Origin of the sequence: Staphylococcus sp. FSL K6-3157, assembly GCF_038005145.1 — a bacterium.
GTDB lineage: Bacteria > Bacillota > Bacilli > Staphylococcales > Staphylococcaceae > Staphylococcus > Staphylococcus equorum.
Genome location: NZ_JBBOSM010000001.1, coordinates 623,697 through 646,857, shown reverse-complemented (window position 1 = coordinate 646,857; position 23,161 = coordinate 623,697). Strand labels below are relative to the sequence as shown.

The 23,161-nt window shown below is 31.1% G+C and carries 27 protein-coding genes; 11 read left to right on the top strand and 16 right to left on the bottom strand.

Annotated features, from left to right (window positions below; genetic code table 11):
* Positions 1 to 74: 74 nt before the first annotated feature.
* Positions 75 to 611, bottom strand: a complete 537-nt coding sequence (locus MHB47_RS02865; protein WP_002506798.1) for a GNAT family N-acetyltransferase — start codon at positions 609 to 611, stop codon at positions 75 to 77.
* 188 nt (positions 612 to 799) lie between these two features.
* Positions 800 to 1,618 (bottom strand): formate/nitrite transporter family protein, encoded by an 819-nt coding sequence (locus tag MHB47_RS02860; protein ID WP_069801919.1) that lies wholly within the window; start codon positions 1,616 to 1,618, stop codon positions 800 to 802.
* Positions 1,619 to 1,820: 202 nt separating this feature from the next.
* Here MHB47_RS02860 and MHB47_RS02855 point away from each other — a divergent pair, with 202 nt between their 5' ends.
* Positions 1,821 to 2,222 carry an Rrf2 family transcriptional regulator gene (locus MHB47_RS02855; RefSeq protein WP_021338519.1) on the top strand — a complete coding sequence of 134 codons (402 nt, stop codon included), beginning with the start codon at positions 1,821 to 1,823 and terminating at the stop codon, positions 2,220 to 2,222.
* Positions 2,223 to 2,291: 69 nt separating this feature from the next.
* Here MHB47_RS02855 and MHB47_RS02850 read toward each other — a convergent pair whose 3' ends face one another.
* On the bottom strand, positions 2,292 to 2,993 hold the full coding sequence (locus tag MHB47_RS02850) for a GntR family transcriptional regulator (RefSeq protein WP_069813324.1): 702 nt from the start codon (positions 2,991 to 2,993) through the stop codon (positions 2,292 to 2,294).
* Between the two features lie 168 nt (positions 2,994 to 3,161).
* On the opposite strand from MHB47_RS02850, the gene MHB47_RS02845 reads away from it, so the two are divergent.
* Together MHB47_RS02845 and MHB47_RS02840 are read left to right on the top strand one after the other, a co-directional pair.
* The gene (locus MHB47_RS02845; RefSeq protein WP_340755014.1) at positions 3,162 to 5,057 is read left to right on the top strand and encodes a beta-glucoside-specific PTS transporter subunit IIABC; all 1,896 of its coding nucleotides are present in this window, start codon (positions 3,162 to 3,164) and stop codon (positions 5,055 to 5,057) included.
* A 23-nt stretch (positions 5,058 to 5,080) separates the two neighbouring features.
* Positions 5,081 to 6,523 (top strand): 6-phospho-beta-glucosidase, encoded by a 1,443-nt coding sequence (locus MHB47_RS02840; RefSeq protein ID WP_340755012.1) that lies wholly within the window; start codon positions 5,081 to 5,083, stop codon positions 6,521 to 6,523.
* 227 nt (positions 6,524 to 6,750) lie between these two features.
* Here the strand turns inward: MHB47_RS02840 and MHB47_RS02835 are convergent, their stop codons facing one another.
* The 3 genes from MHB47_RS02835 to MHB47_RS02825 all read right to left on the bottom strand — a co-directional run bounded on the left by MHB47_RS02835 (position 6,751) and on the right by MHB47_RS02825 (position 8,078).
* Positions 6,751 to 6,927: a hypothetical protein gene (locus MHB47_RS02835; protein ID WP_340755010.1), complete on the bottom strand. Its 177-nt coding sequence runs from the start codon at positions 6,925 to 6,927 to the stop codon at positions 6,751 to 6,753.
* Between the two features lie 83 nt (positions 6,928 to 7,010).
* Positions 7,011 to 7,484: an SRPBCC family protein gene (locus tag MHB47_RS02830; RefSeq protein WP_021338520.1), complete on the bottom strand. Its 474-nt coding sequence runs from the start codon at positions 7,482 to 7,484 to the stop codon at positions 7,011 to 7,013.
* The gene (locus MHB47_RS02825; protein ID WP_002506790.1) at positions 7,485 to 8,078 is read right to left on the bottom strand and encodes a DNA-binding protein; all 594 of its coding nucleotides are present in this window, start codon (positions 8,076 to 8,078) and stop codon (positions 7,485 to 7,487) included.
* A 158-nt stretch (positions 8,079 to 8,236) separates the two neighbouring features.
* On the opposite strand from MHB47_RS02825, the gene MHB47_RS02820 reads away from it, so the two are divergent.
* Both MHB47_RS02820 and MHB47_RS02815 read left to right on the top strand, forming a co-directional pair.
* On the top strand, positions 8,237 to 8,575 hold the full coding sequence (locus tag MHB47_RS02820; protein WP_340755007.1) for a PadR family transcriptional regulator: 339 nt from the start codon (positions 8,237 to 8,239) through the stop codon (positions 8,573 to 8,575).
* Positions 8,565 to 9,335: a hypothetical protein gene (locus MHB47_RS02815; protein ID WP_340755005.1), complete on the top strand. Its 771-nt coding sequence runs from the start codon at positions 8,565 to 8,567 to the stop codon at positions 9,333 to 9,335. The genes MHB47_RS02820 and MHB47_RS02815 overlap by 11 nt, the downstream gene beginning before the upstream one ends.
* A 90-nt stretch (positions 9,336 to 9,425) precedes the next feature.
* Here MHB47_RS02815 and MHB47_RS02810 read toward each other — a convergent pair whose 3' ends face one another.
* From MHB47_RS02810 to MHB47_RS02785, 6 genes are all read right to left on the bottom strand, one after another.
* Positions 9,426 to 9,941 carry a YceI family protein gene (locus MHB47_RS02810; protein ID WP_002506787.1) on the bottom strand — a complete coding sequence of 172 codons (516 nt, stop codon included), beginning with the start codon at positions 9,939 to 9,941 and terminating at the stop codon, positions 9,426 to 9,428.
* A gap of 176 nt (positions 9,942 to 10,117) precedes the next feature.
* Entirely contained in the window at positions 10,118 to 11,662 is a 1,545-nt protein-coding gene (gene adcA / locus MHB47_RS02805; RefSeq protein WP_340755002.1) for a zinc ABC transporter substrate-binding lipoprotein AdcA, read from the bottom strand.
* 160 nt (positions 11,663 to 11,822) lie between these two features.
* A complete protein-coding gene (locus tag MHB47_RS02800) occupies positions 11,823 to 12,431 on the bottom strand; it encodes a DsbA family protein (RefSeq protein ID WP_340755000.1) in 609 nt (202 codons plus the stop codon).
* A gap of 43 nt (positions 12,432 to 12,474) precedes the next feature.
* Positions 12,475 to 12,843 (bottom strand): cystatin-like fold lipoprotein, encoded by a 369-nt coding sequence (locus MHB47_RS02795; protein WP_002511500.1) that lies wholly within the window; start codon positions 12,841 to 12,843, stop codon positions 12,475 to 12,477.
* A gap of 188 nt (positions 12,844 to 13,031) precedes the next feature.
* A complete protein-coding gene (locus MHB47_RS02790) occupies positions 13,032 to 13,364 on the bottom strand; it encodes an ASCH domain-containing protein (protein ID WP_340754998.1) in 333 nt (110 codons plus the stop codon).
* 119 nt (positions 13,365 to 13,483) lie between these two features.
* A complete protein-coding gene (locus MHB47_RS02785) occupies positions 13,484 to 14,929 on the bottom strand; it encodes an MDR family MFS transporter (RefSeq protein ID WP_002511502.1) in 1,446 nt (481 codons plus the stop codon).
* 222 nt (positions 14,930 to 15,151) lie between these two features.
* Between MHB47_RS02785 and MHB47_RS02780 the strand changes: the two genes are divergently transcribed.
* The 3 genes from MHB47_RS02780 to MHB47_RS02770 all read left to right on the top strand — a co-directional run bounded on the left by MHB47_RS02780 (position 15,152) and on the right by MHB47_RS02770 (position 17,089).
* Positions 15,152 to 15,256, top strand: a complete 105-nt coding sequence (locus tag MHB47_RS02780) for a putative metal homeostasis protein (protein ID WP_002511503.1) — start codon at positions 15,152 to 15,154, stop codon at positions 15,254 to 15,256.
* A gap of 364 nt (positions 15,257 to 15,620) precedes the next feature.
* The gene (locus MHB47_RS02775) at positions 15,621 to 16,316 is read left to right on the top strand and encodes an ABC transporter ATP-binding protein (RefSeq protein ID WP_340754996.1); all 696 of its coding nucleotides are present in this window, start codon (positions 15,621 to 15,623) and stop codon (positions 16,314 to 16,316) included.
* Entirely contained in the window at positions 16,316 to 17,089 is a 774-nt protein-coding gene (locus MHB47_RS02770; protein ID WP_340754994.1) for an ABC transporter permease, read from the top strand. The genes MHB47_RS02775 and MHB47_RS02770 overlap by 1 nt, the downstream gene beginning before the upstream one ends.
* A gap of 144 nt (positions 17,090 to 17,233) precedes the next feature.
* Here MHB47_RS02770 and MHB47_RS02765 read toward each other — a convergent pair whose 3' ends face one another.
* Positions 17,234 to 17,920: a 2,3-diphosphoglycerate-dependent phosphoglycerate mutase gene (locus MHB47_RS02765; RefSeq protein WP_340754992.1), complete on the bottom strand. Its 687-nt coding sequence runs from the start codon at positions 17,918 to 17,920 to the stop codon at positions 17,234 to 17,236.
* Positions 17,921 to 18,298: 378 nt separating this feature from the next.
* Here MHB47_RS02765 and MHB47_RS02760 point away from each other — a divergent pair, with 378 nt between their 5' ends.
* Positions 18,299 to 18,667, top strand: a complete 369-nt coding sequence (locus MHB47_RS02760; RefSeq protein ID WP_340754990.1) for a hypothetical protein — start codon at positions 18,299 to 18,301, stop codon at positions 18,665 to 18,667.
* 280 nt (positions 18,668 to 18,947) lie between these two features.
* On the opposite strand, the gene MHB47_RS02755 is transcribed toward MHB47_RS02760, so the two are convergent.
* Together MHB47_RS02755 and MHB47_RS02750 are read right to left on the bottom strand one after the other, a co-directional pair.
* A complete protein-coding gene (locus tag MHB47_RS02755; protein WP_340754988.1) occupies positions 18,948 to 19,817 on the bottom strand; it encodes a cation diffusion facilitator family transporter in 870 nt (289 codons plus the stop codon).
* 193 nt (positions 19,818 to 20,010) lie between these two features.
* Entirely contained in the window at positions 20,011 to 20,391 is a 381-nt protein-coding gene (locus MHB47_RS02750) for a GtrA family protein (RefSeq protein ID WP_002506775.1), read from the bottom strand.
* Between the two features lie 170 nt (positions 20,392 to 20,561).
* Between MHB47_RS02750 and MHB47_RS02745 the strand changes: the two genes are divergently transcribed.
* On the top strand, positions 20,562 to 21,770 hold the full coding sequence (locus tag MHB47_RS02745; RefSeq protein ID WP_002511504.1) for a multidrug effflux MFS transporter: 1,209 nt from the start codon (positions 20,562 to 20,564) through the stop codon (positions 21,768 to 21,770).
* A gap of 93 nt (positions 21,771 to 21,863) precedes the next feature.
* On the opposite strand, the gene MHB47_RS02740 is transcribed toward MHB47_RS02745, so the two are convergent.
* Positions 21,864 to 22,328: a GyrI-like domain-containing protein gene (locus MHB47_RS02740; protein WP_340754986.1), complete on the bottom strand. Its 465-nt coding sequence runs from the start codon at positions 22,326 to 22,328 to the stop codon at positions 21,864 to 21,866.
* Between the two features lie 168 nt (positions 22,329 to 22,496).
* On the opposite strand from MHB47_RS02740, the gene MHB47_RS02735 reads away from it, so the two are divergent.
* A complete protein-coding gene (locus MHB47_RS02735) occupies positions 22,497 to 23,111 on the top strand; it encodes a C39 family peptidase (protein ID WP_107514331.1) in 615 nt (204 codons plus the stop codon).
* The last annotated feature ends 50 nt before the right edge of the window (positions 23,112 to 23,161 follow it).

Genomic DNA, 23,161 nt, shown 5'->3' with positions numbered 1-23,161 from the left:
CACATGATAGTTTAAAAATAGGGAATCCCCTTATCCAATCACTAATGGGATTCCCTATGCATTTATTCAATTTATTAGAATGGTGGCGTACCTAGTACTTCTTCGTCAAAACTTTCCGGTATTAGTACTTTTCTCATGATAACTCCCAAATCTCCATCGTTACTCTCGTGCTCACCGTATATTTCATAACCACGTTTTTTATAAATATCTAGTAGCCAAGGGTGTAAACGTGCAGATGTACCAAGCGTCACTGCTGGTGCTTTAAGCGTGTCTCTTAAATAAGTCTCTTCAACATATTTTAACAATTTACTTCCAATACCTTTACCATCATATGACGGCTTCGTTGCGAACCACCAAACAAATGGATATATTGAGATACGACGTTTTCCTTCCCAAGGATAACGCACCGTAAGCGTTGAAATTATTTCATGATCATCTTCTAGTACAAACATCGTACTTGTTTTAATATTCTTTTTAACTAATTCAACATTCGCATTAACTGATGGCCAATCTATACCTAATTCCCTTAACGGAGTAAAAGATTCATACATCAATTTTTGTAATGCCTCCGCGTCAGATTCCACAGCAACTCTTATATTATATTCAGACATTTTGTCACTCCTTCTCATTTATGGCTTATTCATTCATGGATAACATCCCTAAAAAATCATAAACCATTTACAATCATATCAATACAATATGGCTTCTTAATTATTGAGTCAATTATTATGTTTTAAAAACTAAAAAAAGCACAATCACAAAAAAATTATGATCATGCTTGTTACTATTTTGAATATCATTAATTATGTAAGCTATTTCGTTTACCATTTAAATACGCATAAACTAGACCAACGAAAATACCTCCACCAATGTAGTTACCTATAAAGGCGAACACTATATTTTTTAATACGTGTAACCATGCGACTCCATCAAAATCATAAAACACCATACCTGCGTATAGCCCTGCATTAAATACAACGTGCTCATAACCCATAAATACAAAGACGATGACTCCACTAGCAATGAAAAATGCTTTTGTTAGACCGTCTTTAAATTGAATTGATAAATAAATACCAATATTAATAAAGAAATTACAAAATATGGCTTTACCTAAAATGCCATACCATGTGGCATCTACCGTCTTACCATTCACAAGTTTCGTTAAGCTTGCAACCATGTCTGAAGTCATGATTGGCGTGAATTTCATTAAAGCAAATAGGAAAAATCCACCTATTATATTAAATAGAAAACATACCATCATAATACCCAACGCTTTATTCATACCGATGACTTTATAATACCAACCAACTGTTAAAAACATAAAGTTACTCGTTAATAATTCTGAATGTGACAGTACAATTAAAACTAAGGCTAAACTAAATGAAATAGCTCCCATTAAATTTATTAAACCTTCATTTGCACCTGCAAATTGTGTTTTTATAGCTAGCATAAATACAGTAACAATTGCTAGTAAGAATCCTGACATAATAGATTTAAGTGCATAACGACCAGGTGTCTTATCAAACAAAACTTCCTTCATTTGTACTTGATTATTAATATTATCAATCGTTTCTCTCGACATGTAAGTGTCCTTAATGGATTTATTATTATCTACCAAGAAATATGCCCCCTTTTTTATTTAAAAAAATGATGATTTATCTATACCAATGATGTTATTATATTAGTTTCATTTGATATTTAATAGTCAAAAAATAAGTTTTTTAATTTTGAAATTTAATATATTGCGCATTAGCTTAAAATAACGTAAACTTTACTTGTACTAAAAACAAACACAAGCAAAACCTAAAGGAGGCCTATACTTGAATACACAATTCTCTGTTTCAATCCATATTCTCTCTCTGTTAGCTATAAAAAATGAACCTGTTTCAAGTCAATATATCGCTGACAGTATTAATAGTAACGCCACCTTAGTGAGAAAATTATGTCGTTATTTAAGAGACGGTAATTTTATACAAAGTAGCCAAGGTATCGCCGGTTACAGTTTATCTTGTTCATCCCATGATATTAAACTCGGTGATTTATATAAGCTTATTTTTGCTGACACAACCCATTTCGCCAAAATTCATGGTCACACTAACACAGATTGTCCTGTTGGGAAAAATATAACGCCTGCACTTGATGAAATATATAGTGATGTTGACGAAACGATTATAAATAAACTTAACGCCTATACAATTAAAAGTGTCATTGATCGCTTTTAAATAAATAACGCTTGATTAGCATGCTATGTACTTAATTTTCATTAAGTATAAACAAGCTAATCAAGCGTTTTATTTTTGTGAAGGAATATAGAAATGAGCGTTCTTATAATGGTATATCAGATGTGAACAATCAAATGGTATACCAGTAGTTGTATAAAATACTTGTTCATAATTTAAGCAAGGATCGCCCTCATCCAATTCTAATAATTCAGCTTCTTCTTCTTCCAATTTATCTACATTAAAATAAATATCAGAAAACCCAATCTTCACTTTTAAGTTTTGTTCTAAATATTTAAAAATAGAATTTTCTGCTATAGATTCATTTAAAAATAGCACGATATCTTTATTAAAATACGACTGCTCGAAACAAAATATTTCACCATCTACATAAACAATACGCTCTAAAACATAGACTAATGTATCTTTCTCTAACTTTAATTTTTGTCGAACGCTTTCTGGTGAAATGACTTCCTCAACGCGCAATACCTTATTTGTTACATTTAGCCCTGTAAATTCATCACTAAAACCGCCAGTTGAAAAGAGATTAAGATATCCATCTCTTTTTTTATTACGCACATAGATACCACTACCACGTGCTTGATAAATATTACCTTGTTTTTCTAATATTTCCAAAGCTTTAATAATCGTGCTTTTACTCACATTATATTTTATTTTTAATGCCTCAACACTTGGTAATTTATCCCCTGCTTGAAATTGACCACTTTCTATATATTCATTCATTTGTTGAGCAATTTGTTCATACTTGAGCATATACTTACCCCTTTTATATTAAAATTCACCCAATTATAACATGAATGCCAATTTAAACTATCGAACTTTTTATTTGTAAGGGTCTTTACAAATTGTACCGGTACAATTAGAATGTAAGAAACGATTACACAAATCGTGTTGATTAACTTATTAAAGGGGTTGGGAAATGTGGCAGACAAAAATAAAATACTCGCACAAAGTATATTAGATGCAGTTGGAGGAGAAGAAAACCTTGTCAAAAGTACTCACTGTGCGACACGATTACGTTTAGTATTGAAGAGATCTATTCCAGATGCCAAAAAGAAAGTCTCAGAAACAGACGGAGTTGTAACTGTTGTAGAAAATAATGGGCAATTTCAAGTCGTTATTGGCAATAACGTTGGTGAAGTATATAAATCTTTTGAGATTTTAACTGGTAAACAACAATCTAATGATAATGATCAACCTGAAAATAAAGGTTCGATACTCAATCGTGTAATCGCAACAATGTCAGCAGTATTCGCACCATTTATTTATATTTTAGCTGCCGCTGGTATATTACAAGGGTTATTAATAATCATAAAACTTATAGTTCCAAATTTTGAAAATACCGGTACTTATGAAGTATTTAACTTCATGTCTTGGGCACCTTTCACATTCTTACCAATATTCATCGCAATTACTGCTTCACGCCATTTTAATGTAAATACTTATATTGCAATTGCTTGTACTGCAGCATTGGTGAGTCCTGATTTAACTGGAATGGTAGAAAGAATACAAAGCGGAGAAACTATTAAATTGTTTGGTATGCCTCTTACAGAGACAAGTTATACTTCATCTGTTTTGCCACCATTGTTCTTAGTTTGGATATTATCCTATGTTGAAAAATACTTAAACAAATGGATACACGATGTAGTAAAACCTTTATTCACTCCATTTTTTAGTATTGTTATTATGGTTCCTGTTACGTTACTCGTTATTGGACCAATCACTACCCTCGGAGCACATGGTATTGCTGCTGGCTTTAATTTTCTAGTTGAAGTTGCACCATGGTTAGCAGGCGCACTTATTGGAGGTTTGTGGCAAATATTTGTAATCTTCGGTGTACATTGGGGAATCACTCCTATGGTTTTAGCAAATTTTGAACAACATCAAAGTGATTCTTTCCAAGCATTCCAAACAATTGCCGTAATTTCACAAATGGGAGCTGTTATCGGCGTATTAATAAAATCTAAAAGAACAGAAATTAAACGCGTCGCTTCTTCAGCTGCTGTTACTGGCATTTTTGGTATTACAGAACCTTCAATATATGGTATTAATTTACGCTTTAAAAAGCCCTTTATAATAGCATGTATTAGTGGTGCTCTAGGTGCATTTGTTGCAAGTTTCTTTAATCCTAAATATTATGCATATGCTGGCCTACCTGGTCCTATAACAATTATTAACGGATATAGTCCCGACAATCCTTCATCTATATGGGGCATTGTAATAGGATCAATAATTGCTATCATTTTACCTATTATATTAATTCAATTTTTAGGTTATGGTCATGATACGACAGAAGAAGTAGAAGACACAGAAATTAATTCAAGTACTGACCCTCAAACTAATTCAACAAATAATAATCTTGAAACACTTATTCATAGTCCATTAAATGGACAAGTCATTCCATTACCTGAAGTTGATGATCCTATTTTTGCTGAAGGTATGATGGGTCAAGGTATTGCTATAAAACCTCAGGATAATACAATTTATTCACCAATTGAAGGTACCGTAAGTATGATTGCTAACAGTAAACATGCAGTAGGAATTACTTCTCCTAATGGTGTAGAAATATTAATACATGTTGGTTTAGAAACTGTTCAGTTAAATGGAGAAGGATTTGAACTATTTGTTAATGAAAATGATGCAGTCAAGCAAGGTAAACCTTTAATAAGTTTCAATCAAAAATGGCTTGAATCAAATGGGTACGATACTGTAATTCCAATCATTGTCACTAATTCAGCTGAATTTAGTGAAGTAATTACTACAGATGCAGTACAAGTTTCGCAAAATGATGCATTACTAACAATTATAAATAAATAATAAGAATAAAGGAGTATATAATAATGACTAAATTACCAGAAGACTTTTTATGGGGTGGCGCTCTTGCTGCCAATCAATTTGAAGGTGGTTACGATAAAGACGGAAAAGGCTTAAGTGTTATTGATGTAATGACTAATGGAGAACATGGCAAGCCTCGTGAAATCACGCAAGATGTAGACCCAAATAAATATTATCCAAATCATGTAGGTATAGATTTTTATAATCGTTATAAAGAAGACATCGCATTATTTAATGAAATGGGATTAAATTGTTTACGTACGTCAATCGCTTGGTCTCGTATCTTTCCTAATGGAGATGAAACAGAACCTAATGAAGCAGGACTACAATTTTACGATAATATTTTTGATGAATTGTTAAAATATGGGATTGAGCCAGTGATTACTTTATCTCATTTTGAAATGCCTTTACATTTAGCACGCGAATATGGCGGTTTTAGAAATAGAAAAGTAGCAGATTTCTTTGCTCAATTTGCAGAAACTGTATTCAAGCGTTATAAGGATAAAGTTAAATATTGGATGACTTTTAATGAAATTAATAACCAAATGGATATAGATAATCCGATTTTCTTATGGACAAACTCAGGCGTCCTTATCGAAGAAGATGAAAACCCAGAAGAAGTACTGTATCAAGTCGCTCACAATGAATTAATCGCGAGCGCAAAAGCTGTAAAAATAGGTAGAGAAATTAACCCTGATTTTGAAATAGGATTAATGATTTCTCATGTAGCAATATATCCTTATTCTTGTAATCCAGAAGATATGATGGAATCCGTAAAAGCAAATCGTTTACGTTTCTTCTTCCCAGATGTCCAAGTTCGAGGCTACTACCCTAGCTATGCAAATAAAATGTTAGAACAAAAAAATTATGATATTGGTTGGCAAAAAGGAGATGACAAAATTTTATCAGAAGGTAAAGTTGATTATATTGGTTTTAGCTACTATATGTCTACTGTTGTTAAACACGATGCAAAATCATATACTGGAGAAAATGTTACCAATGGTGGGTTAGCGAATTCTGTCGATAATCCTCATATTCAGCAAAGTGACTGGGGTTGGGCCATTGATCCTACAGGGCTACGTTATACTTTGAACATATTATATGACCGTTACCAAATACCACTTTTCATAGTTGAAAATGGCTTTGGTGCTGTAGATGAAATTGATGAAAACGGTGAAATTCATGATACGTATCGTATCGATTATTTAAAAGCACATATTAATGTAGCAATCACAGCAGTTGACGAAGATGGAGTGGATTTAATGGGCTATACACCATGGGGTATTATAGATATTATTTCTTTCACTACAGGAGAGATGAAAAAACGTTATGGTCTAATTTATGTCGATAGAGATAACCAAGGTAATGGCACTTTAGAACGTAGAAAGAAAGATTCTTTTGATTGGTATCGTAATGTTATTGAAACAAATGGTGAATCATTAAGTTAGTGATAAAGACAGTAATTTTCACTGATTCCTGTGGTAATAGTACTAGTCATCGACTAATACTTTTGACTCTAACCTAAGTTAACTATTATGAAGAATATTGATTTACTTAAGTATACGCAAATAGAACTGACGACAAAGCCAAAGACTTTGTCGTCAGTATGAAGAGTAGTACAGAACTCTAATTAGAGCAATTAGAGTTCTGTACTACTCTCTTTTTATATAAAATATTAGTTTTTATACTTACTTAACACATGTAAGCCATAAGCAAAGATGCCATATCCTGTTAATGTACGTATAAACCATTTAAATGTAGTATGACTCAAACTTTTTTCATTTAATAATAACGCCGGTACTAGCGTACTCACTGAATATAGTCCAAGTACTTTAACATAACGTTTATTCAATACACTCACCTCTTTTCATATACTATTATATCGAAAAGAGGCTTAGAATAAACAGGTGATTTTCAACATCTTATTGACTATTCTTATAATTTTGTTAAAAGCGTCTCTAAATTATCAAAAGTACTATTCATACCTTCTTCTACACCCATGTCCAACAATTGTTGTGCTGCTTTAGGATCTGGCAATTCTGCTATAGATTTAATCGTAGTTAAACCGTCACTCTTTTCTTCTATATGAATGATGTTATGCATACCTGCCATTTTTTCATCAATATTACCATCTTTGTCTGCAAAGTAATCATAGTAATCAATGAGTATAGGTTCCTTCACTTCATTATAATTAGTCACAGTATAGCTTGTACCTTGAGGCGCACGTATCGCAAAAAATGCATGTCCACCAGTCTGAACATTAAATTGAAATACTTCAGTCTTTGCACCTTGTGGATGAAACCATTGTTCAAATAAAGCACGGTCAGTATAAGCTTTAAATATATTTTGTGCAGTTGTGTTAAAATCTCTCGTAAAAATTATTTTATTTTCCTTAACTTGAACTGTCATTTACGATTCTCCTTCATTCATAATTACATATGATGTTATCTTTTTTACTTTAGCATTTTTGCTATGGCTTTCAAATTCAAAGAAGTCTGCAAAATAAACTGAATCTCCATTTTGAGCAATTTGAGTGCCATGAACTGCGCCTAATTTGCCATGAGAAATATTATGCGTTACTTCCAATGATGCAATGTCGAATTTATGTTCGTTAATTTCATCATAAAACGCTTCAAAACCATGTAATTCAAAAGCGCCAGGAACCTCCCATATAAAATCTTCTGTGACAGCTTCAAATAATTGTGCTTTATCTACTAATATTGAGCCTATTAAAAAATCTAACATTACTTTTCTTTTAGGTGCATTATCACAATTTAAATCTCCCGTTAATTTAAATGGTAAGTCTGACTCGGTTTCATTATTAAAATTCAAGTTGATATCTATTAACGCTTCATGAAGTATTTCAATCGCTTTAGGTCCAATACCATGAATGCCTAATAGTGCTGTACGCTCATACTGTGCTACTTTTTCCAAAGTTGTTATCCCTATATTATTAAGTGCTTGTGTTGCAGGTCTTCCAATTTTCGGCAATTCTGTTGACATGTTATCTCCCCCTATCTTAGTATCACTATACCCATTTCATTGTTTCATTATTTATCAATAAGCATTAATTATAACTCACTAACTTTTGTCGTAAGGTAGTTGACAAATCCTACAATTTAAACTACCTTATATTATAAGATAGTGAAAAGAGGGATGATATGTCAATTTCAAATCAAATGATGAAAGGATTATTAGATGGTGCCATATTGGGACTGATTTCTCAAGGTGAAACATATGGTTATGAAATTCTAGATAAATTAAAATCTCAACAATTCCCTGAAATTAGCGATGGCAGTATATATCCAGTATTATTACGACTAAATAAAAATGGTTATGTCACTACAATAACTAAAAAATCGGATACTGGCGGACCAAAACGTAAGTATTATTTATTAACTGAAGACGGTAAAAAAGAATTAGCAAATTTTAAAAGTAAGTGGAACTACTTAAATAATGGGATGAATAATTTAATGAGGACTGTTGACGTTGTTGACTAAAAAAGCTGAAGATTTTTTACTTAAATTAAGAATCGAATTATTATTTCGTGGCAAGAACGAAGATGAAGTTAATGCGATTGAAGAAGAATTACGTGATCATATTACAATCGCTGAAGAAAACAATGATAATATCAATAATTTACTAAACACGCCTATTAAAGATTATGCTGATAACTTTTCTAAAGAATTGAGTTTAACTAAAGGTATTCATAAATACATACTTTACATTATTTCATTTATGATTGTAATGACAACTGTTCCAAGAATGCTGGATAATTCATTCCAGTTAAGCTTATCGTTAATATTCTATATTTTGTTCATCTTTATTGGTTCTTTTGTATTGGTATTGTTTGTAGTAAAAAAAGTAATTATGAGATGGGGCGATAGTAAGAAAACATATGTTGCTGCTTTCGTTATTGCACCTGTTATTTTCGGAATTTACTTACTGTGTGAATTCGTGTTACGTAACCATCCATTATTTGTTTTTTGGTCACCCAATCAAACTACTAACTTTACAATGGGACTAATGCTTTTATTGATAACAATGATTACTTGTTTTGTATTAAAACAAAAATATTTTGCTTTTTTAATATTAGTCTTATGTCTCCCAGACCTTATTGGAAAAATATTTACTAGTGGAGATCATACAAACTATAATTTCGTACTGATTACTAGTATCGGTACTATAATCATTCTCTGGAGTGTTAGTATTTATATATTCTTTAAATATTGGCGTGAGAGAAAAGAAAAGAGTCATTAATCTATATAAAAATAGCTACTAGATACCTATATTAGGTTATCTAGTAGCTATTTCTTTTAATAAGCGTTAAATTTTAGACGTTTATGTTTCTTAGTCTTCTAAAGCAAATTCTATACTAGCTTGGAATTTCACATCTTTACCAACCATTACGCCGCCTGTTTCCAGTTTTTGGTTAAATGACATGCCGTATTTTTCGCGATTGATTGTACCATTTACAATGAAGCCTGCAGTTGTTGCACCATTTAACGGATTTTTACTTGAACCTTCATAAGAAGCATCAAAAGTTTCTTCTTCAGTTACATCTTTAATTGTTAAATTACCCGTTACTGATTTTTCATCTACTGAAGTAATTTCAAATTTTACATCTGGATAATTTTCAGAATCAAAGAAATCTCCACTACGTAAATGACCATCACGGTCTGCTACGTTTGTATCAATTGAGTCAGCTTTAATTACAGCTGTACCTTTAAGTGATTTTAAATCATTAATGTCGCCTTCTAAGTTTACATCGAAATCTTTAAATTTACCTTTAACGTTAGAAATCATTAAGTGCTTCACTGAAAATTCTACTACTGAATGTGCTGGATCAAAATTAAATGTTGTCATAAAAAACATACCTCCAAAGTATTATTAGTTTATTTGATACATTTAGTATACCAGATATATTTATTATATCAAGTGAAAAGTTTGCACTTTTCATCTACTTTAATTTCATTCCCTCAATTCACTTTTTTATTCAATTTAAATTTAAAAAGTAATTTGACTTAGAGTAAATTTCAATATTAATGCGCTAGCATCTCTGCTTTAATTTCTTTACTACTTAACGCTTTAGGATAATATGTCGGCCAATTATCTAATTCTTTCATCACTTTTTCTTTATCATTACCTATAAATATATGATAGTGATGTGCTTTCTTAGGTGCAATATTATGGTCACTAAATTGGACATACTTAGGTAAATCTTTATCTCCATTATCCTCTAATTTAAATGTATATCTTACACCTCTATTGCCTTTTTCATATTTCAAAATATCTTTGCCATCATACTTATATTTACCTGACGCTTTTTTGCCGTTCTTCTCAAACGTAATTGAGTCACTTGTGATATTGATATTATCTATATCTGTTTTATAACCCTTTTCGTAATATGCTTTATATTCTTTTGCTGTCATTGAATCATCTTCTTCAGCTTTATGCTTCATCACATCATCTAATGATCCATCTTTCAAATATGGATATACTGATTGCCAATCACCTTTATAATCCGCTAATGGTCTATCTTTAACTTGGTTATCTTTAAAGTAACCCTCTGAAATTGCTTTTTCATGTTTGCCTTGCTGTTTATCATCATTTACTTTGATATCGTTACTTAAAGCTTTATCAATGTTTTTTATATTTTTATTCATAAGGGATTGATAGGTTAAATCCTCATCCTGTTGTTGTTCTTTATTAAGAGATTCCATATTATAAAATTTTAATGGCTTAGCCTTTGTTTCTTTACGAATTGTATCTGTAACTTTATTTGAAACATTATCTTCATATAAAATATATTTTGCTCCTGAATCATTAATTTCATTAACTATTTCTGTTAAAGCTTTTTGAGATGGGTCTTCTGCATTCATGTTTTGAACACCTTTTTGTACAAAACCATATCTTTCAGATAAATAACCCATTGATTCGTGAGAAATAAACACAGCATTACCTTGTTTATCTTTTGTAACATCTTTCATTTTGTCATCTATTTTTTTCAGTTCTTTATCTAGTTTTTTATAATTTTCTTCATAATCTTTTTTGTGTTTTGGATCTTTATTAATTAATTCATCTTTGATTTCTTTAGCAAAAGTTTGATTGAATTTAGGATCTAACCAAACATGCGGATCATATCCTCCATGATGATGTCCCTCGTGCTCATGCCCCTCTTCTTCTTCGTGACTATGTTGATCTGTAAGTAGTTGGGATTTGTCTAATTTATCTTCTAGCGATAATTTTTTATCTTCATCTTTTATCGTTGATGCCACTTTTTTAGCAACAGGGTCTAGGTTGTCTCCTGTGTATAAGAACAAATCTGATTTACTCGCATTAATTATGTCTTTTTGAGTTGGTTCATAGCTATGTAAGTCTGTGCCTGCTGGATAAATTGATTCTACTGAAACATGTTCTCCTCCAATTTCTTTAGCAAATGATTTTAGCGGAAAAACTGTTGTATTAATTTTTATTTTATTTTTGTCACCTTCACTTCCTTTTTCATTCGTATCAGCTTTGCCACATCCTGCTATGACAATTGCAAATGTAATGACCAAAGATATTATGTATAGTGTTTTTTTCATTCTACATCCTCCTACAAATAGTAATACTTACGATTTAAAATTATAAACTCACTTCGACCAAAATGCAATACTAAATAATAATGATTACGATTTATTTTCGTGTAAAAGAAAAGCCTAAAGTACATTGTTATTACAATTTTTTGTACTTTAGACCAGTTACTTACTTATTTTTTTCTATTAATTTTTTATAATTGTCGTAATCATACGGATCTTCCACTTTTTCTCCACCTATATAAACTGTAGGTGCAGTATCAATATTTTTATCTTCAGCTTGTTCTTTATCTTTCTGAGCTGCTTTCCATGATTTACTATCTTCAGTTTTATAATCTTTTTTAATTTTTTCTTTTTGTTTACTGTCGATACTTAATTTATCAATTTGTTTATCAACCAGTGACTTAGTTATCCATTCTTTTTCAGCATCGCCTTGTTGTTCAAACATTAATTTTTGAAAATCTAAATATTGCTTCGGTGCAATTTGCTGTACTGCATGACCAGCTCTCGATCCAATAATCGAATCATCACCAAGAAAAGCCATATTCACAAATTCATAATCCACTTTATTTTTATCTATATAATCTTTTTTAAGTTTAGGCATAATATTACTTTCTACTTTTTTACAATAGGAACATTTAAAATCACCATATTCTATAATTTTAATTTTCCCATTGGCATTTTGCTTGTCATCTTTATGTGCATCCTCATCACTTGAGCAAGCAGTTATTAATAACATAGTAGCTATCAAACCTAAACATAGCCATAATTTTTTCATATGCTTTCAAAAACACCTCAATTTTAGATATCAATAAATAAAATTATTCTTTAATATCCATATTTTCTTCTTTATAATCAGGTTCATGCTTGTGTGTATATGCTTTCGAATTAAAATCTTTTAAATGTTTTGCTTTATCGTCTTCAAATTTATAAGTATAATAATGTACTTCTTCGTCTTCTTTAAAAGGCTTATAAGCAAGCATGACATATTTACCTTTTTCATAAACGTATATATTCGCATTCTTTTTGTCGAATTTTTCTTCAAGATCACCTTTTTGTTTTTCAGATAAGTTTTCTTGATATGTTTGTTGTTTATTTACTGCTTTATCTATTTTATCAGCATACTTCCCACTACTACAGCCTGCTACAATAATCGTCGATATAGCGATCATGATCAATAACTTTTTCATTATTTGACACACTCCTAAATCCAGTTTAACTACTCATGAATCACCTTTAAAATATAATTCTTCCATAAATATTATCATACAATGAACAACTTAAATGTTCTAGAGTGATTTTAAATTCATTCTTTCTAAATATTTTATTTTACGAATAAAAATTCGGCTCGACAATTTATGTCAGGCCGAATTTATTGTTAATCTGCTAAACGCATTTTAATTGCTAATGCACCATAATTTAATTCGTCAGTTTGCGAATATATTTGATATATGGCTGCTAATTTTTGAGAAAGCTGTTCTTCCTCTTTAGCACCAATTTCTTTATTTGTATAATGATTAATCAATGCTTGAAATGAAGGGAAACCCACCATTTCTGTGACGATTACATTGACTTGTTCATCCGTCTCGAGATTTGTGAAAATAATGGTATCTCCATTTTGTACTTCTTGTCTTTTTTCATCATTTAATCTTACTTCGATTGTTTTTGTCCCATTTTTAACTAGATGAAATGGCTCATTATTTAATTTCATCGAATGTTCTATGATACATACACTCCATTCTTGTATTTATGTGGTTATTTATGTTTAAAAATATCACAATTACAAATGTAATTACAGTGTTGTCTATAGTGCTTCGTAACATTAATCTATTATAATTCTTTTTGTTCTGCTCGTATCTTGCGTTGACTTTTCAGCATAAACACACTGAGTAAACTGATAATAGAAATAATAACTGCAAACCAAAATGCGCCATGATACCCACTTAATAAAGCTTCATGTTGTATTTGAGCTGCCATCTCTTGTTTTCCAATACCTTTATAATTACTCATATCAGGTGTGAAGTTTTTAGAAACTTGGGTCATCACTGTAATTAAGCCAGCTGTACCAATAGAAGCTGAAATTTGTTGCACTGTATTCGTCATTGATGAACCATGTGCATTCATCTCACGTGATAACTGGTTCATTGTATGTGTCATTAATGGCATCAATCCTAATGCAATACCTATCATGCGAATTGCATATACCGTTGCAAGAATTGCTGGTGAAGTCTGTTCGTCCATTATTACAAAATAAGAAGTCGTTATTACAACAATGGACATGCCAATTAATGCTAATATTTTAGCACCATACTTCTCATATAAAAATCCTGAAGCTACTGACATTATACCCATTACAATTGCACCAGGTAATAATATAAGCCCAGATTGAAGCGCTGAGTCTTTCATTATATTTTGCACGAACATTGGTAATATTGTTTCAGATCCAATCATTGATATCATTGTAAATGCCATAATTATAATACCTACAGCAAATTGACTGTTTTTGAATACTGAAAAATCTAGTAATGGCGTTTTTAATTTTGTTTGGCGGATAATGAAAGCTGTTACTAAGATAAGTCCGCCTATTACAGTTGTTAAAACTACTGGATCATTCCAACCATCACGTGAAATCGAACTTGTACCATAGAGTAAACCACCAAATCCTAGTATGGATAATATGATGGATAATACGTCAACTGGTACTTTTCTATTCGTACCCACGTTTTTCACAAACTTAAGTGCTCCGATGAATGTTAATGCTGCGATTGGTGCAACAACAAAGAAAAGTGAACGCCAATCAAAGTATTCAACAAGTACACCTGATAACGTTGGCCCTATGGCTGGTGCTAAACCAATTACTAAACCAAATGTCCCCATATACTTACCACGCTCATGCGGTTCAAAGATGTCTAATATTGTAGTCATCATAAGCGGTAACATGATTCCAGATCCTAATGCTTGAACAATTCTTCCCCCTAATAAAATTGAAAAATTAGAGCTAAATCCTGCAATTATAGTACCTATAAAAAATATAAATATTGCTGTTAAAAATACTTTCCTAGTTGAAAATCGTTGAATCACCATCGCTGATAATGGGACAACTACGCCATTAGTCAATAGAAAGGCTGTTGTGAGCCATTGTACTTGCGTGTAATCTATTTGAAAATCTTTCATTATACTTGGTAATGCTGTTGTTAATAACGTTTCATTTAAAAGTCCAAAGAAACCGCCAAGCAACATCATTAATATCATTAATATTTTGGCTTTTTGATTCATATTCTGTCTCCTGTTTTCCTATTAGTCTATCAACCATAAAATAGCTGCATTTATGCATTATACATATATTTCAACGACATCACATTAAATAAACTTAAAAACATTAAAAATCGTCGTAATTATTTTTTTATGCACAATCCCTATCTTTAAATCGTAATAATTACTATTTACAAAATATTTATGATACTTCATAATACACATAGATAAAGGAGGTCATATTTTATGAAATTAGATGTACAAACAGCACGTCGTAACTTAAATAGTCCTAATATAAAGACACGAAAACGTGCGCGCAAGATTATTCAGCAACACAAACGTAATAAATAATATTTCTACTTAAATACTTTAATTTTAAATTATAGTAACAGCTTAAATTCCCTCCAGAATGGTGTTTGTCTATTTCTATTAAATTATGCAAATTTTCTACATAAATTAATTCTCATATAACTGTGTGATAATGATGCATAAGAAGACGGACAGAAATCTAATTTTTCTAATAAAATTTCGTCGTCTCACCCCAGCACAACTAACTAGAAAAATCGAGACTGAGGCATGTGATATGTCTCAGTCTCTTACTTTTCATCAAGACAATAATATACTTAAAAATATTATAATTATAGTATATTATTGTCTTTACTTTTTTGATAAAATAGTGTTGTACACCAATAATTTTATTTGGAAGGAGAATTTTATGCAGCTTTTAACTATAGAAAATATTAATAAACGGATTAAGAAGCAAAAAATTTTAAAAGACATTTCATTCACTCTTAAGCAGGGAGAGGTCGTAGGTTTAGTCGGTGCTAATGGAGCTGGGAAAACAACGTTAATGAAAGTAATTTTAGGACTTTCTAATTATCAATCCGGTTCACTTAAATTACATGGGCCTATGAATAATAAGCACATTGGCGCTTTAATTGAAAACCCTGGAGTGTATCCTTTCCTTACCGGTTACGAAAACATGACTTTAATTAATGAAGATAAATATAAAGAAAACATGGAACAAATTATAAAAAATTTAGAAATGTCTCAATTCATACATAAAAAAGCTAAAGCATATTCTTTAGGAATGAAACAGAAATTAGGTATTGCACTTTCCCTTTTAAATCAACCTCAACTCGTTATCCTAGATGAGCCTATGAACGGATTAGATCCAAAAGCAGTGAGAAATGTAAGGGAAACTATTTTAAGTCTCAAAGCACAAGGTGTTTCGTTTCTTATATCAAGTCATATGCTAGGTGAACTCGTTAAAGTAACTGACTCGATTTTAATTATTGATAATGGGGCTATCGTTAAAGAAACGACAATGGAAGAACTCAATAATTCGAATGAAAGTGATTTGGAAAATGTATTGCTTAATATTATCGATCATAAGGAGGAGAAAAAATAATGGGAACATTGATAAAACAAGAATTATATAAAATTTTTAAAAAGAAATCATCAATTATTATACCAATCATTATTTTTATCATCATGATTGGTTTAGCTATTTTAAGCAAAAACTATTCGAATGTAATTGAGTCAAATTTGCTACTTGAACAAGGTTATAGTGGTTTTTCTTGGATTATCTTTTTGATGATAATTCAAGCAAGTACAATTATTACTATGGAATTCCATTACGGTACAATTAAAAATTTACTTTATAGAAATTACACAAGAACAAGTATTATTTTAAGTAAACTTATTGCATTGTTCATCTACTCTCTAATTGTATTTGTACTTTGTATTCTAATTAGTTTGCTACTTAACCTTACATTTTTCTCTGACATCGATATTTTAAAACACTCAGGAGAACAATTATCTCCATTACAAAGTTTATTATTAACATCATTAGCAACTTATGTAGGTATGTGGCTCATTTTAAGTTTAACGTTGTTACTTTCTTGTATACTTAAAAGTCCAGGCGTCTCAATCGCTGTCGGTATTATTTTCTATTTTGCTACTTCGATACTCGCTGGCATTTTATTTATGGCAATTGAGCAATGGGAATGGCTTAAATGGAGTCCTATTAATATGTTAAATCTAAGTGTCCAAATTCTCGATAATGATATATACAAAAAAATGACAAAATTAGAATTACACGAATTACTTATTGGTAATGTTGCATATATTGTAGTTTTCTTAGCATTAGTAGTGTTAGTCTTTAGAAAAAAGAACGTTTAATTTTTACTACTAAGATAAGTTATTAAAACCAGACTCGAATGATGTGTTCTAGGTAAGCAAGCACGAAATTATAATATATAACAGCCCTGAATTTATAAATTCAGGGCTGTTATATATTATATCTAGTTTATTACTTAGCTTTCATCATAAATAATATTTATTCGTCACTTTTAAATCATCTGTTAATTCATAAATAAGAGGTGCGCCTGTTTTTATTTCATAATTAACAATAGCTTCGTCAGATATATCCTCTAAATATTTAATTAGTGCTCGTAATGAATTACCATGAGCAGAAACTAATACTGTTTTATCATCTAATAACTGTTGAGAAATTTGATCATTCCAATATGGTATCACTCTAACCAAGGTATCTTTTAAACTTTCAGATTCTGGCATAACTCTTCTATCTAAAAGTTCATATTTTCTATTATTTAAATAACTATTTCGTTGTTCTTCATTTTGCTTTGGTGGTGGCGTATCATATGATCGTCTCCAAATATGAACTTGGTCTTCACCAAATTCTTCACGAGCATCATTTTTATTTAAACCTTGCAATCCGCCATAATGACGTTCATTTAATCTCCAAGATTTTATAATTGGTATAAATAACTGATCAGATTCATTTAACAAATGATATGTCGTTTTAATAGCTCTTTTTAACAGAGACGTGTAAACAATATCAATTTCTATACCTTGATCTTTTATTTTTTTACCAGAGGTGATTGCTTCATTTCTACCCTGTTCAGATAAGTCTACATCTGCCCATCCTGTAAATAAGTTTTTAGCATTCCATATGCTTTGCCCATGTCTACATAAAATTAGTTTTGGCATAATATTTCCTTCTTTCCATTAAGTAAAATATGGTTTTATACGATATTTACAGGAATGTTACAGCAATAATACTTATTGTTTATAGTTGCAAAGCTGACCACTCACCTATTCCTGCACTAATTATCGCATTTCTATATTAAAATTATAACAATTTACACTTTATTTTGAAATGATTGTATTCATTTATTCATAAAAGATACTTTCTTTTTATTTTTCTGTAACCTACTCACCATTTTTTGATGTTACAGTTATAAACGTTGAAATAAGAAAACAGTAAATAACTATTATTTATTAAATTTTTAAATACTTAAATGTAAAAACATAACCTGTGATATTTCATATTGTATACAGGTAAATCAATTAGGAGGATTTAAAAAAATGAAAAAATTATTATTAGCATCTTTCGCATCGATTACTATTGCAGCAACTGGTTTAGGAGTGAGTTCAAGTGTATCAACAGCAGACGCAGCTGAGACATCAACACAACAAACTAACAATGACGTATACAGTGAATTTATAGAAGCAGGTGGCACTAAAGCGCTATGGGATAATATTGTAATGCCTGAATCAAGCGGTGACCCTGAAGCAGTAAACGAATTGGGCTATAAAGGGTTAGGACAAACTAAAGAAGCTTGGGGCACTGGCACAGTTGAAGAACAAACTAAAGGTATGATTAACTACGCTGAGGAGCGTTACGGTTCAATAGAATCAGCTATCGATTTCCGTCTAGCTAATGGCTGGTGGTAATTAATACCACCTATTCAAGCACTACGTGTGAGAATAGATTGTTTTAACACATAAATAATTTGTAGACCTGAAATTACTTTCAGGTCTCTTTTTATGTTATTAACTCAATTATTTATCAAATAACTATATTTTCCAGCGTAAAGGCTCGGACCGTGTCTTAGGCAAGCAATTATGGATCTTACATATGTTATAAAAAGTCGGAATAAAAAAACTGCCAACAATTGTCGACAGTCAGAAATCAATTACAAATATATTTAGTTTGAATATTATTTATTTTTAATTATTGTATAGATGCTGGTTCGGGATGTACATAAACTGAAGAAATACCTTTTTCATGCATATGTTGTTCTACTTTATCACAGATATTGTGCGCATCTTCTAAAGATAAATCCGATTCTACGACAATAGTTACATCTACAAAAATACTACTGCCATGGTATCGTCCTTTAATATTTTGCACATCAATCACATCTTCTATTTCTAAAACATAATTTTTGTAAGCTTCTAATTCTTGTTCATTAAACCCATCACTTAAAGTAAAAATTGATTCTTTAAATATTCTAAAACCAGTGTAGATAATAAGTAAACCTAAAATCGTTGCTAATACTGTATCAAGAATTGGCAAACCAAATTGTGTAAAAATTAAACCTACAGCTGTTCCAATACTAACTAACGCATCTGATAAATTATCCTTTGCCGCTGAATTTAGCGAACTACTATTCGTTCGTCTAGCTAACTTTTGATTAATATAAAATACTATCAACATAATAATGCCACTTATAACACTGACATATATCGTAATTACATTAGGTGCATGGTGATCTTTAGAAAAAATTTCAGGAACACTTTCTATAACAACTTGTATACCTACAAACATGATAATAAACGAAACGAGTAACGTTGAAATATTCTCTGATTTTAAGTGTCCATAAGGATGGTTTTTATCCGCAGGCTTAATAGAAATTTTCAGTCCTATAATAACCGCTAACGAAACTACAATATCAGTCATATTGTTTAAACTATCTGCTCTAACTGCTGCTGAATCGTACATAGAGCCAACAATAAATTTGGCAATTGAAAGAACGATATATACAATTAAACTTAAATAAGCGCCTTTTTGCGCTGTTTTCAAATTTTCATTTTGTGTCATATCTGTTGTCCACCTTAATTAATATAGAACATTTATTATGACTTATCCCAAGCATATTTACAACAATTTTTATTCAAAAATTATTTAATATAAAAAATCTAATTATTTTTTTAGTCTTTCCTAAATAAAGTTGTTAAATTGTACAAAAACAAAAGCCTTCACTATTCTAACTTTACTTTTAAGTCTAAAAAAATCAGTCTTTCAGTATATATTTTGATAAAACAAAAGTAATAGGTATCGTTATAATTAATCCTGCAAACGGGGCTATTACTGAAGAAATATGAAACCACTGTACGAATATATACAATAGCAATGTCTGCATCCCCATATTTACAACCTGTGTTAACGGAAATTGAATAAATTTACGCCATGTGGGTTTTACTTTATATACAAAATGGCAGTTTAAATAATATGAAATTATAAAACTAACCATAAACCCACTTACATGACTGACTAAGTAATTTAAATCTATTAATTTTAATAAGATAAGGTAAACAATGTAGTAATTTAATGTATTAATGCCACCAACAATGATGAACTTTATAATTTCATAGTGGGTTTTATTTAAATTCATCTGCTTACTCCTTTGATTCATATTTATAATTATTTCGCACGTTCTATTTGTTTTTTAGTATGTAAATTATCATTGCATTTCTAAATTCATATGGGATAATTATTTAGTTACAGAATAATTAAACTTGTATGTAATAATGCATAAGAGAGAAATTTAAAGGAGTACTTAACATGGACAAAACTTCAAATCGCCAAATACCGCTAATTGTTATTATTGTGTTGGGTATTATGACTACTTTTGGTCCTTTAACAATAGATATGTACGTTCCATCATTACCAAGTGTACAAAGTGATTTTAATACAACCGCTTCTCAAGCGCAACTCACACTGTCTTTCGCTATGATAGGACTCGCAATAGGACAATTTATCTTTGGACCTTTGTCAGATGCATATGGACGTAAAAAGATTGCTTTGATCATTATCATATTATATGCAATTGCTTCATTTATTGCAGTATTCGCAACTTCTATGTCTACTTTATTAACAATTCGTTTGATACAAGGTTTGACTGGTGGCGGAGCCATCGTCATAGCTAAGGCCTCTATAGGGGATTTACATAAAGGTAAAGCCTTAGCCAAAGGTCTAGCTTCACTTCTTGTCGTGAATGGGATTATTACTATTATCGCTCCACTGATCGGTGGTTATGCCTTAAGTGTCTCAAACTGGCAAGCTATTTTCTTTATTTTAACAATTGTTAGTATGATCATATTCTTTTTCGCCCTTTTCAAAATGGAAGAAACAAGAACAGCTGATCTTTCAAAACTTAACTTTGGCACTATTTTTAAAGACTTTGGTTATTTGTTGAAAAAACCAGCTTTTGTTTTTCCTATGTTGTTGCAAGGATTGACGTATGTGATGTTATTCAGTTTTTCATCTGCAGCCCCTTTTATTACACAAAAAATTTATGATATGACACCCCAACAATTTAGTGTGCTATTTGCAATTAATGGTATTGGATTAATTATCATGAGTCAGCTCACTGCTATTTTAGTTAGCTATATAAATCGTTATGTATTACTGATTGCACTAACAATGATACAAATTGCAGGCGTCGTATTAATTTGTATCACACTCATATTACACCTACCAACCTGGGTTTTAGTCATCGCATTCTTCTTAAATGTTTGCCCAGTAACAGGGATTGGTCCGCTAAGCTTCACATTAGCAATGGAATCTCGTACAGGTGGTAGTGGCAACGCCTCTAGTTTACTCGGTCTTTTCCAATTTATTCTAGGTGGTGTGATATCTCCGTTAGTTGGTTTACAAGGCGGATATAGTGTCATGCCATATTTAACGATTTTAGTTATTACTACGGTGCTAATTATTTCATTAGAACTTGGCTTAAAATTCACTACCAGAAGAAGTGTATTGAACAAATAATCTATATAAAACAAGTGCGACACCAGTCCTATTATAAAAGGGAGCTTCCAAATTTTTGGAGGCTCCCTTTTATTTTTTGTTACTATGATTTATCTAAACGATAGGAAGCCATATTTCTGTAATATATTCTTCTGATCTAATTGGTCCCTCTTTATACAACTCAAAAAATGGCGCATCGCGAAATTCATAATCTAATGTAGGTAAAATATGTCTATTTATCTTTTCCATACCCTTTTTAATAGACTCAGGTACTGGCCCTTTAGCATCAAAGACAATGTATCTACCCTCAGATAATTCTGTTCTCTGCCATTGCGCTTCATCTGTATCATTGGTAACACCAATGAGACAATGGACTTCACCATTAGCATGAGGCTTATAAACAGCCAATAGCCCTTGCAATTGATTATTACCTAGTGGCATTAATTCCTGTTTCTTCCCTTTATCATCAAAATCCATCCAGAAATTAAATATATCTTCTTGCGCTTTTTGACCAGTCCCATACTCCTTTTTCACACCTAAGACTGAAGTCCGTGGTAGCGTCTCTAATCTGTATTCCATACACATCCACCCCTTTTTGTTATTATAACCAAAATACATATACGATTTCTATCGTGAACTATTATATGGATATTCAGGCATCTTAATATGCATCTTCAAATAATGGTTATATAATAAAATAAATTTCAAAACAATTCCATTTTTGCAAATCAAGCAAGGAGCCATAGCATGAGTCGAAAAATTTTATCTGTAAAACCAATTAGTCAGCTTTTTCCTATTCCAATGGTTATGGGATGTGAAGGCGTATCCGCTGCCATGATACTACAATTTAATGAACACGCTATTCCAGCTACACAAATTATGAAACATTGGCCTAGACATGCAAATAACCCTTATAAAGGCTATGTGGGCAATCATCTATGGATTAAACGAGGGCATCACCAAACAATATTCCCGACTGCTTTAGTTCCTCATTTAAAACAATATGATGCACATATCAATGACAGTACTGGACAATCTTTAAATGACCTATGTAGCATTATTGATCAAGGCCAACCAGTGGTAATTTATCACACTGTGCTAGGTCAGCGTCCTGAGAAACGTACATTTAAATTAGATAACCATCCCACTCAGTTAGTGTCCAATATTCATGTCACTGTACTCATCGGTTATGACGAACATCATTATTATTATATTGATCCACTATGGTCACATTTAGGTAAAATAATACTTGTTCCTGCAATCATACCCAATCAATTTCAAATTATTAAAATCAAAAAAGCTAAATTAGAACATAGTTATAACGCACCTGGTCGCATGAGTTTTTATATTCAACCATCATAATGTTGACAAAATAAAAATAGATAGGACGAGATAGAAATTTAATTTGCTTT

What these genes read in the sequence shown, in the direction of transcription:
- MHB47_RS02865 (WP_002506798.1), bottom strand. Translation starts at nt 611, where the DNA reads ATGTCTGAATATAATATAAGAGTTGCTGTGGAATCTGACGCGGAGGCA.
- MHB47_RS02850 (WP_069813324.1), bottom strand. Translation starts at nt 2,993, where the DNA reads ATGCTCAAGTATGAACAAATTGCTCAACAAATGAATGAATATATAGAA.
- MHB47_RS02840 (WP_340755012.1), top strand. Translation starts at nt 5,081, where the DNA reads ATGACTAAATTACCAGAAGACTTTTTATGGGGTGGCGCTCTTGCTGCC.
- MHB47_RS02830 (WP_021338520.1), bottom strand. Translation starts at nt 7,484, where the DNA reads ATGACAGTTCAAGTTAAGGAAAATAAAATAATTTTTACGAGAGATTTT.
- MHB47_RS02825 (WP_002506790.1), bottom strand. Translation starts at nt 8,078, where the DNA reads ATGTCAACAGAATTGCCGAAAATTGGAAGACCTGCAACACAAGCACTT.
- MHB47_RS02820 (WP_340755007.1), top strand. Translation starts at nt 8,237, where the DNA reads ATGTCAATTTCAAATCAAATGATGAAAGGATTATTAGATGGTGCCATA.
- MHB47_RS02810 (WP_002506787.1), bottom strand. Translation starts at nt 9,941, where the DNA reads ATGACAACATTTAATTTTGATCCAGCACATTCAGTAGTAGAATTTTCA.
- adcA (WP_340755002.1), bottom strand. Translation starts at nt 11,662, where the DNA reads ATGAAAAAAACACTATACATAATATCTTTGGTCATTACATTTGCAATT.
- MHB47_RS02800 (WP_340755000.1), bottom strand. Translation starts at nt 12,431, where the DNA reads ATGAAAAAATTATGGCTATGTTTAGGTTTGATAGCTACTATGTTATTA.
- MHB47_RS02795 (WP_002511500.1), bottom strand. Translation starts at nt 12,843, where the DNA reads ATGAAAAAGTTATTGATCATGATCGCTATATCGACGATTATTGTAGCA.
- MHB47_RS02790 (WP_340754998.1), bottom strand. Translation starts at nt 13,364, where the DNA reads ATGAAATTAAATAATGAGCCATTTCATCTAGTTAAAAATGGGACAAAA.
- MHB47_RS02785 (WP_002511502.1), bottom strand. Translation starts at nt 14,929, where the DNA reads ATGAATCAAAAAGCCAAAATATTAATGATATTAATGATGTTGCTTGGC.
- MHB47_RS02780 (WP_002511503.1), top strand. Translation starts at nt 15,152, where the DNA reads ATGAAATTAGATGTACAAACAGCACGTCGTAACTTAAATAGTCCTAAT.
- MHB47_RS02775 (WP_340754996.1), top strand. Translation starts at nt 15,621, where the DNA reads ATGCAGCTTTTAACTATAGAAAATATTAATAAACGGATTAAGAAGCAA.
- MHB47_RS02770 (WP_340754994.1), top strand. Translation starts at nt 16,316, where the DNA reads ATGGGAACATTGATAAAACAAGAATTATATAAAATTTTTAAAAAGAAA.
- MHB47_RS02765 (WP_340754992.1), bottom strand. Translation starts at nt 17,920, where the DNA reads ATGCCAAAACTAATTTTATGTAGACATGGGCAAAGCATATGGAATGCT.
- MHB47_RS02760 (WP_340754990.1), top strand. Translation starts at nt 18,299, where the DNA reads ATGAAAAAATTATTATTAGCATCTTTCGCATCGATTACTATTGCAGCA.
- MHB47_RS02755 (WP_340754988.1), bottom strand. Translation starts at nt 19,817, where the DNA reads ATGACACAAAATGAAAATTTGAAAACAGCGCAAAAAGGCGCTTATTTA.
- MHB47_RS02750 (WP_002506775.1), bottom strand. Translation starts at nt 20,391, where the DNA reads ATGAATTTAAATAAAACCCACTATGAAATTATAAAGTTCATCATTGTT.
- MHB47_RS02745 (WP_002511504.1), top strand. Translation starts at nt 20,562, where the DNA reads ATGGACAAAACTTCAAATCGCCAAATACCGCTAATTGTTATTATTGTG.
- MHB47_RS02740 (WP_340754986.1), bottom strand. Translation starts at nt 22,328, where the DNA reads ATGGAATACAGATTAGAGACGCTACCACGGACTTCAGTCTTAGGTGTG.
- MHB47_RS02735 (WP_107514331.1), top strand. Translation starts at nt 22,497, where the DNA reads ATGAGTCGAAAAATTTTATCTGTAAAACCAATTAGTCAGCTTTTTCCT.